Annotated in this window: 16 protein-coding genes; 9 read left to right on the forward strand and 7 right to left on the reverse strand. The window is 47.0% G+C overall.

The genetic code is table 11. From position 1 onward, the window contains the following. The first annotated feature begins 529 nt into the window (after nucleotides 1-529). The 4 genes from hpt (at nucleotide 530) to obgE (ending at nucleotide 4,073) form a co-directional block, all read left to right on the forward strand. A complete protein-coding gene (gene hpt, locus OGH69_RS08240; protein ID WP_265173987.1) occupies nucleotides 530-1,060 on the forward strand; it encodes a hypoxanthine phosphoribosyltransferase in 531 nt (176 codons plus the stop codon). Nucleotides 1,061-1,078: 18 nt separating this feature from the next. Continuing rightward, on the forward strand, nucleotides 1,079-1,654 hold the full coding sequence (locus OGH69_RS08245; protein WP_265173988.1) for an adenylate kinase: 576 nt from the start codon (nucleotides 1,079-1,081) through the stop codon (nucleotides 1,652-1,654). Between the two features lie 11 nt (nucleotides 1,655-1,665). Continuing rightward, a complete protein-coding gene (locus OGH69_RS08250) occupies nucleotides 1,666-2,943 on the forward strand; it encodes a hemolysin family protein (protein ID WP_265173989.1) in 1,278 nt (425 codons plus the stop codon). A gap of 128 nt (nucleotides 2,944-3,071) precedes the next feature. Further along, the gene (gene obgE / locus OGH69_RS08255; protein WP_265173990.1) at nucleotides 3,072-4,073 is read left to right on the forward strand and encodes a GTPase ObgE; all 1,002 of its coding nucleotides are present in this window, start codon (nucleotides 3,072-3,074) and stop codon (nucleotides 4,071-4,073) included. A gap of 181 nt (nucleotides 4,074-4,254) precedes the next feature. On the opposite strand, the gene OGH69_RS08260 is transcribed toward obgE, so the two are convergent. From OGH69_RS08260 to OGH69_RS08275, 4 genes are all read right to left on the reverse strand, one after another. Continuing rightward, nucleotides 4,255-5,997 carry an agmatine deiminase family protein gene (locus OGH69_RS08260; protein WP_265173991.1) on the reverse strand — a complete coding sequence of 581 codons (1,743 nt, stop codon included), beginning with the start codon at nucleotides 5,995-5,997 and terminating at the stop codon, nucleotides 4,255-4,257. A 53-nt stretch (nucleotides 5,998-6,050) separates the two neighbouring features. After that, the gene (gene lysM / locus OGH69_RS08265) at nucleotides 6,051-6,494 is read right to left on the reverse strand and encodes a peptidoglycan-binding protein LysM (protein ID WP_265173992.1); all 444 of its coding nucleotides are present in this window, start codon (nucleotides 6,492-6,494) and stop codon (nucleotides 6,051-6,053) included. Between the two features lie 413 nt (nucleotides 6,495-6,907). Continuing rightward, nucleotides 6,908-7,609, reverse strand: coding sequence for a LytR/AlgR family response regulator transcription factor (locus OGH69_RS08270; protein WP_265173993.1), 702 nt, complete (start codon nucleotides 7,607-7,609; stop codon nucleotides 6,908-6,910). After that, nucleotides 7,606-8,652, reverse strand: coding sequence for a sensor histidine kinase (locus OGH69_RS08275; protein ID WP_265173994.1), 1,047 nt, complete (start codon nucleotides 8,650-8,652; stop codon nucleotides 7,606-7,608). Before OGH69_RS08275 ends, OGH69_RS08270 begins: the two co-directional genes overlap by 4 nt. A 215-nt stretch (nucleotides 8,653-8,867) precedes the next feature. Here OGH69_RS08275 and OGH69_RS08280 point away from each other — a divergent pair, with 215 nt between their 5' ends. Both OGH69_RS08280 and OGH69_RS08285 read left to right on the forward strand, forming a co-directional pair. Continuing rightward, nucleotides 8,868-9,668, forward strand: coding sequence for a DUF5694 domain-containing protein (locus OGH69_RS08280; protein ID WP_265173995.1), 801 nt, complete (start codon nucleotides 8,868-8,870; stop codon nucleotides 9,666-9,668). Further along, nucleotides 9,665-11,056 carry a S41 family peptidase gene (locus OGH69_RS08285; protein WP_265173996.1) on the forward strand — a complete coding sequence of 464 codons (1,392 nt, stop codon included), beginning with the start codon at nucleotides 9,665-9,667 and terminating at the stop codon, nucleotides 11,054-11,056. Before OGH69_RS08280 ends, OGH69_RS08285 begins: the two co-directional genes overlap by 4 nt. A gap of 74 nt (nucleotides 11,057-11,130) precedes the next feature. On the opposite strand, the gene OGH69_RS08290 is transcribed toward OGH69_RS08285, so the two are convergent. Further along, a complete protein-coding gene (locus OGH69_RS08290; protein WP_265173997.1) occupies nucleotides 11,131-11,547 on the reverse strand; it encodes a tetratricopeptide repeat protein in 417 nt (138 codons plus the stop codon). Between the two features lie 279 nt (nucleotides 11,548-11,826). Here OGH69_RS08290 and OGH69_RS08295 point away from each other — a divergent pair, with 279 nt between their 5' ends. Beyond that, nucleotides 11,827-13,971, forward strand: coding sequence for a S46 family peptidase (locus tag OGH69_RS08295; protein ID WP_265173998.1), 2,145 nt, complete (start codon nucleotides 11,827-11,829; stop codon nucleotides 13,969-13,971). Between the two features lie 57 nt (nucleotides 13,972-14,028). Here OGH69_RS08295 and OGH69_RS08300 read toward each other — a convergent pair whose 3' ends face one another. Beyond that, nucleotides 14,029-14,889, reverse strand: a complete 861-nt coding sequence (locus OGH69_RS08300) for a hypothetical protein (RefSeq protein ID WP_265173999.1) — start codon at nucleotides 14,887-14,889, stop codon at nucleotides 14,029-14,031. A gap of 91 nt (nucleotides 14,890-14,980) precedes the next feature. On the opposite strand from OGH69_RS08300, the gene murC reads away from it, so the two are divergent. Both murC and OGH69_RS08310 read left to right on the forward strand, forming a co-directional pair. Further along, the gene (murC, locus tag OGH69_RS08305) at nucleotides 14,981-16,339 is read left to right on the forward strand and encodes a UDP-N-acetylmuramate--L-alanine ligase (protein WP_265174000.1); all 1,359 of its coding nucleotides are present in this window, start codon (nucleotides 14,981-14,983) and stop codon (nucleotides 16,337-16,339) included. A 47-nt stretch (nucleotides 16,340-16,386) separates the two neighbouring features. Beyond that, the gene (locus OGH69_RS08310) at nucleotides 16,387-17,622 is read left to right on the forward strand and encodes a cation:proton antiporter (RefSeq protein ID WP_265174001.1); all 1,236 of its coding nucleotides are present in this window, start codon (nucleotides 16,387-16,389) and stop codon (nucleotides 17,620-17,622) included. A 1-nt stretch (nucleotide 17,623) separates the two neighbouring features. On the opposite strand, the gene OGH69_RS08315 is transcribed toward OGH69_RS08310, so the two are convergent. Next, nucleotides 17,624-18,934, reverse strand: coding sequence for a DUF389 domain-containing protein (locus OGH69_RS08315; RefSeq protein ID WP_265174002.1), 1,311 nt, complete (start codon nucleotides 18,932-18,934; stop codon nucleotides 17,624-17,626). Nucleotides 18,935-18,987: the final 53 nt, after the last annotated feature.

An 18,987-nucleotide genomic window follows, 5' to 3' on the forward strand; every position in this document is an offset into this window, starting at 1 on the left:
TTGCAGGTCAAGACCGTCAATCACATCGGAGACGGTTCTTACAGGATGGTTCTCTTCTATCAGCTCCTCTAAACTTGGAGGAAGTAGAAAATTTTGCTTGGGATTGTAATCTTTAAAGACTACTTTTGATTTATTATACACACCGCAAGTTAACAAACTTGCAGAATATAGGGAGCCCTCGGGCTCCCTTATTTGTTTAAAAAATTAGAGCTGCCTCACTTTTGAGACAGCCCCTACGGATATAATGAAGATTTTCGGCTAAGAGCCGCGACTATATGAGGGAACAATTCTGATGAATGAAGCGATGTTTCACCTATGTGCGGATATGCTTTTCCTGATTTTCAAAACTATGGATACTATGTATCTATGTGGTTGAATAGATTTTAAGCGGCTATTAAAGGCGATTCAATCCATGTTTTTAGTTTCAGGACGCGCCCATGCTAAAAATATTACAAATTACATCCTTATAATTTAACAGCTACCTGCGAATTAGTATATTTGCAAATTATCCCAAATCATCAAATTAAGAGTGATACAGCTTCACGATAAACATTTTGTGCCTTTTATTACCGCCGGAGACATCGACGCTGTAATAAAACGCATGGCAGCGCAGGTGGAAGCCGACCTGAAAGATGAAACCCCCGTATTTATTGGCGTGCTCAACGGCGCGTTCATGGTAGTGTCCGATTTTGTAAAACACTACAAGGGCAACTGCGAGGTAAGCTTCGTAAAGATGGCTTCGTATGAAGGCACCAAAACCACTGGCGACATAAAGCAGCTCATCGGCCTTGGCCAGAACCTGGAAGGCCGTACGGTGGTCATCATCGAAGACATTGTAGATACCGGCAACACCATTGTAGAACTCAAAAAAATGTTTGAAAGCCAAAACGTGAAGCAGCTGAAGATTGCAACGCTGTTCTTTAAGCCGGAGGCCTATACCAAGGACATCGCATTGGATTACATCGGCTTCGAGATACCCAACAAGTTCATCGTGGGCTATGGCCTCGATTACGACGGGCTGGGCCGCAACTTACCTGAAATATATCAACTACAATCATAACACAACCTTTACAACAAAATGATCAATATCGTACTTTTCGGAAAGCCGGGAGCAGGCAAGGGGACACAGGCAGAGTTTTTAAAAACAAAATACAACCTGACCCACATTTCGACAGGGGATGTTTTCCGCTATAACCTTAAGAACAATACGCCGCTGGGCGAAGAGGCCCGTGGCTACATGGACCGGGGTGAGCTCGTTCCGGATGCGCTTACCATAAAGATGCTGCAGGACGAAGTGGAGAAAAATCCCGATACGGCAGGTTTCCTTTTTGACGGTTTTCCGCGTACCATTGCCCAGGCCGAAGCGCTGGATGCCTTCCTGGTTTCGAAAGGCTGGCAGGTAGATGCTACCGTAGGGCTTGAGGCCGACGACGAGATACTGGTGCAGCGCCTGCTGGAAAGGGGCAAGACCAGCGGACGTGCCGACGACCAGGACGAAAACCTGATTCGCAACCGCTACCAGGAGTACAACGAAAAAACCGCCCCGCTGATGGAATATTACAACAAACAGGGTAAATTCCACGCGGTTGACGGCATTGGCGAAATAGCCGAAATAACAAATCGATTAAGTTCGGTAATCGATACGCTTAACTAAAAATCCCACCATTGGAGATAGCCATAATATTATTGCTTATTGTCCTTAACGGGGTCTTCTCCATGTCGGAGATCGCCCTTATATCGGCCCGTAAGAACCGCCTCGAAATGGCTGCCAAAAAAGGCAATGCCAGTGCACAGGCGGCGCTCGACCTGGCCAACTCGCCCAATAAGTTCCTTAGCACGGTACAGATAGGCATCACGCTCATCGGTATCCTAACCGGTATCTATTCCGGCGATAAGGTAACGGACGATGTGGAGGCTTTTGTGCTGCAGTTTGATGCGCTCAGGCCGTATGCCGAGAACATTTCGGTAGGTATTGTGGTAGTGATACTGACATTCTTCTCGCTGGTACTGGGCGAGCTTTTGCCGAAAAGGATAGGGCTGAACTACCCTGAAGGCATTGCAAAAGCTATGGCCCTCCCGATGAAATACATTTCGATCGTCACGGCGCCATTCATCTGGTTATTGACAACCACTACCGATTTCCTGCTGAAGGTGTTCAGCATCCGCCCGACGGCTGACGGAAAAGTGACCGAGGAAGAGATAAAGGCCATCATTAAGGAAGGTACCGAAGGCGGCGAGGTGCAGGAGATAGAGCACGACATCATGGAACGCGTCTTCCATATTGGCGACAGGAAGGTCAACTCGCTGATGACCCACAGGAAATCTGTGGCCTACCTGTCTACCGAATCCGATAAGGCCGGTATCAGGGAAATAATGCTTGAAGAGCTGCATTCGGTATATCCCGTTTGCGAAGGGTCGAGCCTGGACGATGTGATAGGCGTGGTGCTGCTGAAGGATATTTTTGCCAATTATGACAAGCCCGATTTCAGGCTGAAGGAGATTGTAAGGGAACCGGTGTACCTGATTGAGCATACCTCTGCCTACAAGGCGTTGGAGAGCTTTAAGAAAACCAAGGTGCACTATGCGCTGGTAACCGATGAATATGGTATTTTCCAGGGTATCATCACCCTGAACGACATATTGGAAGCCCTTGTGGGCGATGCCGCCGATTTTTATGAGGATGAATTCAGCCTTGTAGCCAATGAGGACGGTACCTGGACGGTAGACGGGCTGTACCCGCTGCACGACTTCCTGACCTATTTTGACCTGGACGACCTGATCAGCGATTATGAGGTGACTACGGTAAACGGCCTCATCATGACCGAGCTGTCATACATACCCAAGGAGGGCGAAAAGCTGGCCTGGCATTTATACGAGCTGGAAGTGCTCTCGATGGACGGCGTGAAGATTGATAAGGTGAGGGTTAGATCGCTCAAAGAATAGTTCAGAGTTCCGGGTTCAGAGTTCAGAGTCGGCTCATCGCAACGCTGTAAATAATAAACGGTTTAGAGCAGTTAAAGGGTGCTGATTGGCAACTTTAAACTTTAGACTTTAAACTTTAAACTAAAAAAATGACAGAAGGAAATTTTGTAGATTATGTAAAGATATATGTGTCCTCCGGAAAAGGGGGTAAGGGATCTACACACCTGCACAGGGAGAAATTCATTGAAAAAGGAGGCCCGGACGGTGGCGACGGCGGCCGTGGCGGCCACGTGTACCTGATTGGCAACAAAAGCCTGTGGACGCTGTTCCACCTGAAGTTTGCGCGCCACATCAAGGCGACACACGGCGGCGATGGCGGAAGCGCACGAAGCACCGGTGCCGACGGCGAGGACAAATACATAGAAGTGCCGCTGGGTACCGTGGTGAAAGACCAGGAGACCGGGGAGGTGCTGTTTGAAATAACCGAAGACGGCGAAAAGCAGATATTGGTAAAAGGAGGCAAGGGCGGACTGGGCAACTGGCACTTCCGCAGCTCGACCAACCAGACGCCAAGGTACTCGCAGCCGGGCATGCCCGCCGAAGAAAAAGACGTGCTGCTGGAGCTCAAAGTACTGGCCGATGTGGGCCTTGTGGGCTTCCCGAATGCGGGCAAGTCGACCCTGCTTTCGGTACTGACTTCAGCGAAGCCCAAGATTGCCGATTACCCGTTCACGACCCTGAAGCCCAATCTGGGCATTGTTGCCTACAGGGATTACCAGTCGTTCGTAATGGCCGACATACCGGGAATCATAGAGGGTGCGGCGGAAGGCAAGGGCCTTGGGCATTACTTCCTGCGCCATATTGAGAGGAACTCAACCCTGCTGTTCCTTATCCCGGCCGATGCCGATGATATTAAGGAGCAATACGAGATACTGCTGGACGAACTGCGCCGCTACAACCCCGAAATGCTCGACAAGGACAGGCTGGTAGTCATCTCCAAATCCGACATGCTTGATGATGAATTAAAAGCCGAAATGAAAGCGGTTTTGGATAAAGAGTTTAAGGGCATACCGTATATGTTTATCTCCTCAGTAGCCCAACAGGGGCTCACAGAACTGAAAGACAAGTTGTGGCAGATGCTCAACAGTTAAGATAGTAAAGCGCCGGAAGGCGCTTTTTTTGTTTAGATAAGGTCATTGCGAGGCACGAAGCAATCTTTCATAGTAGCGGATTGCAGTAAAGATTGCCGCGCTCCGTTTCTCCGCTCGCAATGACGGTATGCGAAAAAATCCGTGGCAATCCGCTCAATCGGTGTCATCCGCGTTACAAAATTTATCCTTTCAAAATCTTCCTCACCACTTTCCCAAACCGTCCCTCAAACGTCACGAACAAGGTTCCGCTCCAATGGTCGGCCAGCTGTAATGTGATGGTCCCGTTGCCGTCGGCAATGGTATTGCTGTACAGCTGCTGGCCTAAAATATTGGTGATCTTAACGCTCATTGGCCCACCGACCTGGTTGAGGTCAAAGCTCACCGAACCCTGCGCCGGGTTGGGGTAGGCCGCAGAAATTCCCTTTACCGCCCATTCTTCCGTGGACAGCACTTCTACATTTATCGTCCAGAAACCTGCCGGGGCTACCAGCGGGCGTGCAAGGCTCTTGCCGGAGTTGGCCTGGGCAGCGATGTAATATTCCACATCGGTGCCGTCATTGCCGGTAGGTATGTTGGCCGACCAGTTGTCGCCTTCGACCAAAGCCATGGTAGCTTCGTTCCATTCGGCTGTCCCTTCATTCCTCCAGAATACTTTGGCGGATGCTATGCCCGACTCGTGCTTTATCATCGCATGGATAGCAACGGAGGTGTTGGTGGCTGCTTCCTTTATTGGCTGGTGTACTATGAGCAGCGGTTCGTGTACCCCGATGGTATGAGTGATGCAGTGTATCGCACCCGATGAGGCGATCAGTGCTTCATCGGCATTATCCACATCGATGCCTACAATGGTATAACCGGGCATGAGTTCCTGGTATCTGGCAATGGCGGCGCCATCGGTCTGCGGGCGGTAGAGCGGTATCAGCACCGTTTTGTTGACTATGGTCGCGTTGCTGTAGGTGCGGTAATAGCCGTTGGTATCGGGGAAAGCGCCCGAAGTGCTTGGCGGCGCGTCGATCCATTCTACTTTGTAGGGCGTGCCGAAATGCGACACGTGGTTGGCAAGCACGTACTCAATGTTGGCCTCTATCTGCGGGCCGTCGGCAACACCGGGAGGGTAGCGGCTCACGAGCAGGGTTTCCTCATCCAGCAGTTTCATGTGCATGTCAATGTGGTGGATGCCGTCGTAGGGCAAAGTTGGCATCTTGATATAATTGGTAATGCCCATGTAGCTCGCCATGATGCCGTCTATTTGTTCCTCATTCTTTACCGAAACGCCATAGGGATTACCCTCGTCGTTCTCTTCGATTATCAGCTCGGAGGCAAAGGCATTGCCCAACCCGTCGCTCATCCAGTTGCCGCCGGTATTCACAAGGTCGTTCAGGCCGGAGTCGGTAACATATATGGGTATGCCGGTCAGTGCGGCATGCGCCGAAGGCATCACATTGTCATTGGGGCGCGGGCGGTTGTAGATCCAGTCGACCAGGGCGCGTTCGCCCACATCATTCATATATACGGTGTTGCCGCTGTAATCGCGTGTCCAGATGCTGTCCCACGGCGCATTCATGAAGATCACGTTGGTCAGGTCGACTCCATTGGTAGTAAGGTAGGCCGATACCGAAGCCTCATCTTCGGTGGTGATGATGACCTTGCATTCGGCTACGGCTGCCTGCACGATCTGGCGCAGTATGTTGGGGTACCACGGATCCCAGGTTACCACTAGGTATTCCACTTCCTCCCATTCGGCAGCAGTGCGCACAGCCGATGGCGGCGGCGGGGTCATCATGGCATTGCGGAAGGCAAAGCCTGATACCACGTTGCGCTCTGCGGATGTAAAGCCTTTTGGTAATGGCAGTTCCTGGGCCGATATGTTAAATGTTATGCAGGCAAATATGCATAAAAAACATTTGGAGTATAATTGTCCCATAAATTGATTTTGAGACGAATATACTCCATTTTATTATTGGTTGTATACTGCGCTTATTTCTGTGCAGGAATCCTTAGTACCTGGCCGGGATAAATTTTATCGGGGTCGGAAAGCATGGGCTTGTTGGCTTCAAAAATAATATTATATTTCTGCACATCCCCATAATATTTCCCTGCAATCTTAGACAATGAATCACCGGAAACAACAGTATAGTATTGCGACTCAGGTTCGGGAACGGCCACACGCATTTTGTTGTCTACAGATTCAACACCCTTAATATTCCCTACGGCGAGGTTGATTTTTTCTGCATCCGACTGTTTGTCTACGTCACCTTCCAGGATTACCTTCCCGCCGGTAGCAGTGATTTTAATATTTTTATACGTTAACCCAAGCTTTTTGATGAAAGCAAGCAGCTCATCTGCTTTCATGTGCTCATTTTGTGCTGCCGCGCCAAATACCTGCTGCCCGGCATCATTTTTAAAGGATAATGTTCCCATAGTTTTAGTTTCTGATTATGCTTAAAATTACTAAAGCTATGTAGTATATAAAAGCCAAATGCCTTAATTTAGGAAAGGTTTGTGCGTTATTGCAAAAGGATTCTTAATTAAACGGAACCGATCCGTGCTCCGCAAAGTCTCCCGACTTTGTGGAAGCGTTGGCATATCTCTGATATGCAGGTTCAAGGTCAAAGACCTTATGTCACTTCCGCAAAGTCGGTAGACTTTGCGGAAGTGAACCGAAATTAATTCCCCAGCGTGAAAAGCCAATCATGCGGGTTACCATCCTGCCGAAATTTAATCCCTCCGGGATAAACAGGCGATTTATTTCCCGTTAGGGAATTAATTTGTTATGATGTGTCACACAATAGTCCTGAAGGGGCTGGGGGTGAGGTCTGTAAAGTTTTAAAAAATCACACCTCCCCAATCCTCTTAAAAAATGCCTCTTTGTAAGTGCTTCCCAAGGGCAGTTCTTTTTCTTTTATGAAAACGGAAAAACTGTCGGTGGTGTCGATGTGCTTTATGGCGACGGCGTAGGAACGGTGTATCTGGATGAACCCGTTGCCCGGCAGCAGGTCGAGGATGTTCTTCAGGGAGCTATGGGTAATGATGGCGCCATTTGTGGTATAGATGCTCACGTAATTCTGCAAGGCTTCAACGTAGAGGATATCATCCAGGAATATTTTGGCGAACTTGTTCTTCCCATCGGTTTTGATGAAGATGTATTCGTTTGTCGGGGTATATTGTGCCTGGACCGTTTTGCTGCCATCGGTAAGTTTTGAAACGGCCTTGTAGAACCGCTCAAAGGCAATGGGCTTCAGGAGGTAGTCGGTGGCGTTGAGGTCGAAGCCTTCCAGGGCAAAATCAGGATAGGCCGTCGTAAAAATCACTTTCACATTGTCGCCAATGATCTTTGATAACTGCAACCCTGTGAGCTGCGGCATCTGGATGTCAAGGAAGATAACATCAACAGTATTCGCGTTAAGGAATTCCAACGCCTTTAGCGAATCGCTGAAAACGGCCAGCTTTTCCAATGAGGGGATGCGCTCCACATACTTTTCCAGCAGGCGGATGGCAGGCGGTTCGTCGTCGACTATGAGGCAGGTGAGTTTCATGGGCGGTTGAGCGGCAGTTTTAAACGGGTTGTAAAAATATCATTTTTGACAGTCTTTTCCAGTATAAAATCATCACCATAGGCATATCGGAGACGGTCGGAGAGATTTTTATAGCCAATACCGGTAGAAGAATAGTTCTCCCCGCGCTGTATGTGGTTGCGGGTATGCATTTCGAGGGTTCCATCGGAAATGGCTAAACTGACGGAAGCTTCTTTAGCAGTATCATTAATGATACCGTGCTTAAAAACATTCTCCACAAAATGGATGAGTACGGCGGGCAATATTATTTGGTCCCCCGGCCGCCCTTCAATGGTATAGTTAAGGTACATCTGGTTCTCAAACCGTTTTTTATGAAGGCTGATGTAGTTGTCGATGAACGCTAATTCTTTAGTGAGCGGTACGCGTTCCTTGTCGCTTTCGGTAATGATGTAGCGCAGCAGGCCGGAGAGCACGAGCAGGTCGGCCGCGGTTTGCTCATCCTTTTCTACCCATTCGCTGTAAAAGGAATTGAGGGTGTTGAAAAGAAAATGCGGGCTTACCTGCGACTTGAGCAGCGCGAAATGTGCCTTGCGGTTTTCGAGCTCCAGCAGTTGGTTTTTCATGCGGTACACGTGCGATTGCCAGGAGATGTAAACCAGCATGGGAAGCAGCACCGACGGAAACCCGAAAAAGAAGTTGTCGCGGATGTAATAGCCGGGTTCGAGCGAGCCGGGGGCATAGTTGTGGAAACCGGTAGTATGGTAAACGAATACCTCTTCCAACAGATAGCGGAGCGCCGTAAACAGCAGCAGCGATACAGGAATGGAAAGCACGTAGAACACAATGCGCCTGCGGTTGAGCAATGACGGGCACACTATATAATAGTTAAGCAGGTAAATGGCAAAAACCGATACGATATAAGTAGTGCTGAACAACAGGCTGTAAAAGCCGAGCACAAGGGTAATCTGGTCGGGTTTGGCGCCCATTTCCCATCCGGTGAAGAAGAGGAACAGCAACACAAAAAGCGCCACGTGGTAATAAAAAGGGATCTTCAGTTTCATCATTATTGGATTTTAACCCAAAAGTACCGATAGCGATAAAGGTAATCCAATAATTTACACCAACCGCCATTTTCCGTACACGAAAGGGCAGAAACAAGAGGGTGGATTTTTAAATTGATGCAAATCCCGGTTGGTCATTACAAAGTGCCTGTCCGTCAAAAGTTTTATGAGGGACTTGCCGCGGCCTGTAATTTTGGCTCAGATTAAAACAAGAAACCATGAAAAAACTATTCACACTCGTCATGATCGCCACAGCCGTTTTATCGTACGGGCAGGCCAAAAAGAAACAAATCCTGATAATTGGTACATTCCATTTTGCCAACCCGGGCCTTGATGTGGCACAGGTAAACACCTTCGACGTAATGTCGGCCAAAAGCCAGGCGGAACTGGAACACATTACCAATAAGATCAAGGCATTCGGCCCCGATAAGGTTTTTATGGAATGGTCGTACAAAGACCAGGCGGCACTCGACAAACTATACAGCAGGAACACCGACAGCCTTCTCAAAGCTAATCCCGACGAAAGGGTACAGGTGGCATTGCGCACCGCTAAAAAAATGAAGCACACAAAGCTGTATGCGGTAGACTATAAGGAAACGCTCTTTGCCTACAATAATTTGCTGCAATCGATGGAAGCTGCGGGGCAGAAAGAGCTGCTGCAAAAGAATGACGATATCATGAAAGCCTATGAGGCAGCCGAGAACAAAAAGATAGCGGGCTATACCCTAACGCAATTATTGTTGGAGCACAACACGCCACAGGAGGATAAGGAGAACATCGGGTGGTACCTTACCATTGCCAACAGGGCGGGCAAAACGGATGATTTTACCGGGGCTCACCTCGTGTCCGAATGGTACCGCCGCAACCTTTATATTTATTCCCTGATGCAAAAGCTTACCGGGGCCGAAGACGATAGGGTAATGCTCATCATGGGTGCAGGGCATACGGCACTGTTGCGGGAATTCATCAAATTGGATGACACATTCGAGATCGTGGAACTTAAAGACGTATTGAAATGATGCGGGTTGTTTTTGCTGTAATTTTACTTGTTGCAGGTGCTGTACAGGAGGCTTTTTCGCAGGATATGCTGTCGCGGAAGCAAATGGAACAGGACCTTGACGGAATGGTAGGCCGGATCGTTTATTCGCATGTCAATGCTTATCATTACAGGAGCAAAGAGGAATGGGATGTGTTCCTGAAAGAAATGAAGTCCGGCCTGCCCGACAGCCTTTCACGGTTCGGTTTTTGGCGTAAGGCCGAGCAGCTGCTGGTGTTCATGAACGACGCGCACACCCGTAGCTATCCTTCGGCTTTCTATAAAGAATATACCGATCGTGGCGGGCTGTTTTTCCCCTTTACGGTTCAGAAAAAAGAGGACGGCTATTATGCATCTGAAATTTATGGGGACATTTCCGGAATAGACACACTGCACAGTATCGTAAGCATCAATGGCATGCCAATGGATACGATTTATGCCGGCATGAAAAAACAGTGCGGGAAGGAACTGGATTTTTTGGATGAAAAAGCCATTTGCGGATCGTTTCCCTACTATGTCTGGAAAGTATACGGTTGGGAGCCGCCGTACACTATTGTTTATTCAGGAAGCAATGCAACTGTCACAGTGCAGGGTGTTACGGCAGCCCAACTTGAAAAAGGCGATCCGCTTTCGCAAAAGAAGGAAGTATGCAGCCTGTCGTTCCCCAATAGCACTACTGCACTTATCAAGGTTGCCGATTTTGAAACGATGCCGCGCGGCTACTACAGGAAGTTTTGCAGGAAGGCGTTCCGTGAAATTGACAGGAGGGGGATCAAGAACCTGGTGCTTGACCTTCGGGGAAATGACGGGGGAGACAGCCGCTATGCCGAAGACTTCGCTGCATGGTTTGCCGACAAGCCTTTCCGGATAGCATCACGCACGCTGTGGAAGGTAACTCCGGAGTTTAAGGCAAATTTTGCGCAGCTCTACATTCCGGGCGTTATGCGCTGGGCAAAATTCCTGTATGGGATTAACGAGCATACCGATGCCATCTGGAAAACGGCAGACGGGCAGGTCGCAGTTGCGGAGCATAAGGAGCGCAAACCCCGCAGGTCGGCACTGAAGCACCCCAAAAAGGTATTTTTATTAATAGATAATGATACGTTTTCAGCAGGTTCGATGTTTGCCGCAATGGTAAAGGATTATAATCTTGGTACTCTTGTCGGTCAGCCCACCGGCAACCTTTCCAGCTTTTATGCCGACCCGCTGATGTGGTACATGCTGCCGAACAGCCGCATCACGTTCCAGGTGTCCACAAGCCTCAACGTGCGCCCCAGCGGGAAATTGGACAATGACAGCATACAGCCCGATATCCTGCTGCCCGAGGGCACGGATGCTTTGGAGTATGTATTGGAGCTTTTGCCGCAGTAGAGTCTATTTATACAAAACAGACCGAATATCAACCAATAACTGCCCGGCCTTTTCAGGGTCGGGTTTTTAAAAGCCTATTGGCAAAGGAAACCTTCCAATTCTTCCACTTGCGTGTGGTCATGCCCCAAATCTTTCGCAGACTTCAAATCTTCACAAGCGCCTGGATTATCTCCACTGCTTGCTCTGCAGGCTGCCCTTAAAAAAAATATATTTGATATTGATTTCTCTTTTTTATAGCTGTCGATTACATAGCTAAAATCTTTGATTGCGAGTTGGTAGTTTTTGTCTAAGTAGTAGGCAAGCCCTCGTTTTTCGAGAATGGCTTTCCTGTCATCAGGATTTCCAAAACTCAAAGCTTTAGTATAATAATTGGCTGCTTCGCTATACAGTTGTTCACCAAGATAAGAATCTGCTTTTTGCTTATAAACTGATAAGCTGTCCTGGGAATAGGCCGCACTGTAAAATAAAAACAGGATAAAAACTACTTTCATTATCATTATATATTTCAGTGTGCAATGTAATGAAAACCTTTTTACAGCATTCATTTACAAATAAATTTCGGCCAATTTACAGATTTATTTTTGCCGAAACCGGTGTTTTTTACCTGAAAAAAAACGTGACACCACTTGTATTTCCATTACCGTAGTTTTACGGAATTCTCAAAAAACAGTTATCTTCGCACCTTAAAATGAAAAGTCTGATAATTTTTCTGTAACGTTTTCGACATCAGGCCGACTTATCAGCACAACTATTAACCTTATTTTAATTATATGAAAAAACTGATTTTATTCCTTACCATTTCACTCATGGTGCTGCCTGTAAGGGCCGACGAGGGAATGTGGTTCCTGATGTTCATTGAGCGCCTTAACCACAGGGATATGCAAAAAATGGGGCTTCAGCTTACCGCTGAAGAGATTTACAGCATCAACAACCACAGCCTGAAGGATGCCATCGTGCAGTTTAACGGCGGGTGTACTGCCGAGCTTATCTCTAAAGACGGCCTTGTGCTTACCAACCACCACTGCGGGTACGATGCGATTGCCGAGCTTTCTACTCCTGAAGCCAACTACCTTAAGAATGGTTTTTGGGCAGCCAACCGTGCCGGCGAGCTGAAACCGAAAGACCTTTACGTACGTTTCTTTGTAAGGATGGATGACGTTTCTAAAAGGATATTGAGTAAGGTTAATGATAAAATGACCGAGGCCGAAAGGGAAAAAGCGATACAGCAGGAAATAGCCCTTATCGAAAAAGAAAATAACGAAGGGGGTAAATATACTGTATCGGTGCGTCCTTTCTTCCAGGGGAATGAGTACTACTATTTTGTATACCAGGATTATAAGGATGTTCGTTTGGTAGGTACGCCACCGGAGAGCATCGGTAAATTTGGGGGCGATACCGACAACTGGGAATGGCCGCGCCACACGGGAGACTTCTCGATGTTCCGTATTTATGCGAACGCCGATGGCAGCCCTGCGGAATATTCGGTAAATAACGTTCCGCTGAAGCCGAAGCACCACCTGCCTGTGAGCCTTAAAGGCGTTCAGGAGAATGATTTTGCCATGATCCTTGGCTACCCTGGCCGTACCAACCGCTGGATGCCTGCGGGAGGCATTGAGCAAAACGTGAAATATGCCTACCCTGCATGGGTGGAATCGTCTAAACTGGGCATGGACAAAATGAAAGTGCACATGGACAAAAGTGAGGACGTGAACCTGCACTATGCATCGCAATATGCCAGTGTGGCCAACTACTGGAAAAACCGCCAGGGCATGATTGATGCGCTTACCAAGCACAAGACCGCCGCTACAAAAGCAAAGGCCGAAGCTGAGTTCAACACGTGGGCCAACAAGCCTGAAAATAAAGACAAGTATGGCAATGTAATTGCCACGCTGAATAACTACTACTCGAAGACCAACGAGAAAGCCCGTCACGACAACTACCTTGTGGGTATGCTAAGGACGGCTACTTTTGCCGCGCTTCCTTACAGCCTTGGCCGCGGCCTTGAGGCGTATGCGAATGCCAACGAGGCAGCAAGGGCGCAAATGGCCGAAGAGCTCAGGGCAGGCATTGAAGAATCATATGCCATACTGTACATGCCGCTTGAAAAGGATGTGCTGGCTGCACAGCTTGGCCTTTATGCTACAAAATCGACCGGCTATGACATTGCCCCTTATGTGGCAGAACTGGGCAAAAAGAACGGCAACAACTTTACGGCTTATGTAAATGATGCATTCAACTCAAGTATTTTTGGTTCCAAAGAAAAGCTTTTGGGCTTCCTGCAAAACCCGAATGCTGAGGTGTTGAAAAAAGACGAGCTGTACAAACTATCTTCAGACCTTTTGGGCAAGTACAGGGCAAAATCGGATGAGCAGGCTAAGCTGGATGCTGATTTCTCTAAATCATTCCGCCTTTTGGTTGAAGGTTTAAGGCTGGCTAACCCGGATGTGAAATACTACCCTGATGCCAACAGCACGCTGCGCCTTACTTACGGTAAAGTGCGCTCGCTTCCTAAGGACAAGAGGAACGATGCCAAAAAGAACTACTACACTACAATGAAAGGTGAGGTAAAAAAATACAAGCCGAACGACGAGGAATTCGACCTTCCTAAAAAGCTGCTTGACATGTATGAGAAGAAAGACTTTGGCCGTTATGCCGACAAAAAAGGCTACATGCCGGTAAACTTCCTTACGGATAACGACATCACAGGCGGTAACTCAGGTTCACCGGTGCTTAACGGCAAGGGCGAGCTTATCGGCCTGGCGTTCGACGGTAACATCGAGGCAATGGCCGGCGACGTGATCTTCGACAAGGACCTGCAAAGGACCATCAACGTGGATATCCGCTACGTACTGTGGATCATCGACAAATTCTCAGGTGCGAAGCACATTGTGGATGAGATGACAATCGTGAAGTAAGACGTTTAGATAATAGACGAATAGATAAGAGACCGCCCTGATGAGGGGCGGTTTTTTTTATGAATACATTTTATTATAAACAGATAGTACTTTCATATAGTTTTCGTGTGGAAGAGACAAATACGTTTCATTTTCAAATTTCAAAAATTCAAATTTATTTATATATTCCTTAAAGACATATTCAAGAACAACTTCATGAATGTAGCATATTATATATAATAAAGTTGCGCATATAATAGTTTCATCTTTAGATCGAAATACAATTTTTGTGTCATTTATGGAATGATCATACATGAAGAATTTATATATTACATCGAGATCAATGTGGGCTTTTTTGGATAAATTACTATATAGTCTGCCTAAATCTAAAAGTTGTATAATTTTTTTAATTTTAGATATATTAGTTGAATCGAAAATTTTATCTCTTTTAGATTGTGTTTTCTCTTGAAATTCTGCATTGCTTAGATCGCAAATGTTCACACAATAGCTAAGCTGTTCAAATATCATTCTTATAATGCAGTCTGCTTCGACAAAACATCCTAAATTTATAAGCATCATACAAGTGTCGTAGCTAATTTGTAATCTTTTTAAAGCGATGTGTGCACCAAAAATTACGATTTTCTCTTCTTTGTAAAGTATCTCCTCATGTTTTTTATAAATATTATTCAAAGCTTTCTTTATACCATTAGTTATCTCGTAAAGAAGATCGGTGTCAGGAGTATTAACTGCTTCATTATTTTTGAAATATTTTTTGTAAACCGAATCAATTGAAGAATATTCAAATGTATGTGACATTATAGCGGCATTAATTTTATTTATTAGTTCTTTGTCAAAGTGATTTGGAATTAAAGCCTCAAAGCCATTAAATTGAACTGATTTCAAATTTCCTAAATTAACAATCGTTGAAAAGTTATACATAGTTGTTATAATTTATCATAAATATAGTTATAATAAATGCATCATAATTGTAAGCTGATTTTCGCTATTTTTGAGCCTTATTCAAAATTCCATGCGAACACACTTCATAGCCATAGGCGGCGCGGCCATGCACAACCTGGCGCTAGCCCTTCACGATAAAGGATACAAAGTAACCGGCAGCGACGATGCCATATTTGAGCCCTCGCGTACGCGCCTCGAAAAGAAAGGCCTCCTGCCTTCCGAATTGGGTTGGTTCCCCGAAAGGATCACTCCGGATATTGAAGCCGTTATCCTGGGGATGCATGCCAAGGCCGATAACCCTGAACTGCTGAAGGCGCAGGAGTTGGGGCTTACTATTTATTCGTACCCGGAATTCCTATATGAGCAGTCGAAGAACAAGACCCGCGTGGTCATTGGCGGTTCGCACGGCAAGACAACCATTACCAGCATGATACTGCATGTAATGAAGTACCACAACATTGAGGTAGACTACATGGTGGGTGCGCAACTGGAAGGCTTCGATAATATGGTACACCTTACGGAGGATAATGACTTTATCGTGCTGGAGGGCGATGAGTACCTGTCGTCGCCCATGGACCGCAGGCCGAAGTTCCACCTGTACCAACCGAACATTGCCCTGATAAGCGGCATTGCGTGGGACCATATCAACGTGTTCCCGACCTATGAGAACTATGTGGAGCAGTTTGAGATCTTCATTGAAAAGATAACTAACGGCGGTATTCTTGTTTATAACGAGAATGACCCCGAGGTAAAGCGTGTGGCCGAAGCCGCGACCAACCCCATCCGCAAGCTGCCGTACCACACCCCTGAATATTCCGTGCAGAATGGCGTGACCTACCTCGAAACGCCCGAAGGCCCAATGCCGATAGAGGTTTTCGGGGCGCACAACCTGAACAACCTGGCCGGCGCCAAATGGATATGCCAGAACATGGGCGTTGACGAAGCCGAGTTTTACGAAGCCATTGCCACCTTTAAAGGGGCCAGCAAGCGCCTTGAGAAGATTGCCGAAAATGGCCGTAACGTGGCATATAAGGATTTTGCGCATTCGCCGAGTAAGGTTGCAGCAACCACCAGGGCCGTGAAAGAACAGTACCCTGAGCGTACCCTTATCGCCTGCCTGGAGCTGCATACCTACAGCAGCCTTAACGCGGAATTTTTAAAGGAATATGAAGGCGCGCTCGATGCTGCCGATGTTGCCGTGGTGTTCTACAGCCCCGATGCCGTTAAGATCAAGCAGCTCGAGGAAGTGACCTATGAGCAGATTGCAAAAGCCTTCAACCGCGAAGACCTTATCATCTATACCAATCCTGCCGCTTTTAAGGAGTACCTGTTCCAGCTGAAATATGATACCGGAGGTATCGCATTATTGCTGATGAGTTCGGGCAATTACGGAGGTTTAAATTTTGATGAGGTAAAGACGCTTCTTTAATTGCAATTACACAGTTGCGCTGATAGCGCAGTACAAACACAAATAACATGAACGGATATCATTTGTTGGTTATTCTCATAAGCCTTTCAGCAGGCTTTGCTTATATCAACCATCGTTATATAAAAATGCCTTTTGTAATAGGCCTGTTTTTTCTTTCCTCTGTTCTTTCACTCTTTGTCCTTAGCGCCAGGTGGTGGGATTTACCGCATTATGAAGAAATACGCGGTGTACTTGCCAAGGTCAACCTAAATGAATTCATTCTTGATATCATGCTGGGGTTCCTGCTCTTTGCAGGCTCTCTCCATACACACTGGGCGGATATAAAAAAACAGATCAGGCCCATATCGCTGTTTGCCGTCGGTGGGGTAGTCATCTCTACGATATTGATAGCATTCATGCTTTCCTGGATAAGCGGATTTTTTGGTGTTCAGGTCGACTTTATGTACTGCCTGATATTTGGGGCCCTGATATCGCCCACCGATCCCATTGCAGTGCTGGGGATACTTACAAAGGCTAATGTTTCCAAAAAAATCGAATCGACCATTGTTGGGGAGTCGCTTTTTAACGATGGTGTGGGCGTAGTGATATTTATTGCCTTGCTCGAAACCATCAGGAAAGGCGGGGGCGAGGTTGACTTTGGCGACTTCGGCATGCTTTTTTTGCAGGAAGCCGTTGGCGGTATCCTTTTTGGCTTGCTGCTGGGCATCGCTTTGCACAAGCTGCTCAAATCTATAGATAATTACGAGACAGAAGTGCTGCTCACAGTGGCATTTGTCATGGCAGGCTACAGCATAAGCGCCATGATGCACCTTTCGGGTGCGTTGGCCATGGTGGTGATGGGGCTTTTGGTAGGGAACTACAAGAGGGAGCTTTCCATGAGCGATAAAACGCAGGAGTATGTCCACAAATTCTGGGAGCTGGTCGACGTAATCCTCAATGCGATATTGTTCATAAGCATTGCTTTTGTTCTGGTTGTCATCGATTTCGATTCGTCTTACATTATTGTTGGGCTGTTGTCGGTGCTTATAGTGCTGCTGTCACGCATCATCATTGTATACCTCCCAAAAATACTTGTTCCCCGATGGGTCAATTTATCCAATAATGAGGCAGGAGTCATAATATGGGGCGGCCTGCGGGGCGGCTTGTCCATAGCGCTGGTGCTTTCCCTGCCAGAAGGCGAAAATAAGCTCATCCTCATGGTGGCTACCTATGCCTGCGTTGTGTTTAGCATCCTTGTGCAGGGGCTCACTATAGGCAAGGTGGCCAAAAGGCTCTCAAAATAAATTACTCTTTCCTGAAGATTACTGTATTTTTAAGTGCAAGCCGCTGGTTCAGCCAGTTGCCAAGTTTCTCTGTTTCCTGCCTGCTGAGGCTTTTAGGCGCTTCATAAATTACCGCGGTAATGGCATACGTGCTGTCTTTGGCAGTCGCCATTTCGGTTTTTATAATGGAAACGGAAACAATCTGGGGAAAAAGGGCTTTCGATTCCTTTAGCAATTGCTTGTTGTCAAATGTGTTTTGGGTAAGTGCTTTTTCAAGCTGGACAATTTTAGCATCACGAACATTTATTTCATTTTCGCTGCTTTTTATTTCGTTGAGGATGTCGCCTTTAAGTGCAGAAAAACGGTCTGTTGTATCCTGCCGGATGATGAGCTGCGTCCCCTTGAGGTATTCGTAGGCGTCCAGCTTTTTCCTGAGCGTATCCATTTCGGTCTTGCTGAACCTTTTTTGCAGAAAGGCTAACTCCAGTTTTTTTTTCCCGGCATTGAAGTCGCTTTTTTTATACACTACCGTATATCCTTTGTCAGTAAATTCCTTTTCCACAAACTGATCCGAATTCTTTTTGAACTGCTGTCCGCGGTACAGTGACCATGCGAGGTAGCTGCTGGGCACCAGCATTACAGTGATAAGTATGGTTATAATGATACGTACCTGGCGCTGTTGCTTTTCGTTTACCTGTTTTTTAGGAGGATATTTAAGGTATTTGATGATAAGGAATGTGGCAATGCCTATAAACACGCAGTTGATGCTGTATAAATAAAAGGCGCCCAAAAAGTAGGTCCATTGGGCGGTAGCAAGGCCGTAGCCCGCCGTACAAAGCGGGGGCATCAACGCTGTGGCAATGGCCACGCCTGGAATAGGATTTCCTTTTTCGACCCGTGTAACGGCAATGACGCCTACAATACCGCCAAAAAAAGCAATCAGTATGTCATATATGTTCGGGGCGGTGCGGGCAAGCAGCTCCGACTGGACATCCTTAAATGGGCTGATAAGGAAGTACAGCGTAGACACGCTAAGGCTTACCACCGTTGCGATAAGCAGGTTTAATAGCGATTTTTTCAGCAGGTCGAAATCGAAAATACCCAAAGCGAAACCGGCTCCCACTATCGGTCCCATAAGTGGCGAAATGAGCATCGCGCCTATGATTACCGCTGTAGAATTTACGTTCAGGCCAACAGAGGCAACCAATATCGCACATGCCAATATCCAAAGATTTGCCCCTTTAAAAGATATGTTCCGGGATATGGTTTCAAGGGTTTTCGCTTTATCGTCTTCCCCCTCACTAAGGTTGAAGATCGTGCGGAATTTTGCCATGCATCAAAAAATTAATATCCCAAGTTACTCAAAAGGATGCAGGCGGCAAAATT

It is taken from the genome of Flavobacterium sp. MFBS3-15 (genome assembly GCF_026107645.2).
Taxonomy (GTDB): domain Bacteria; phylum Bacteroidota; class Bacteroidia; order Flavobacteriales; family Flavobacteriaceae; genus Flavobacterium.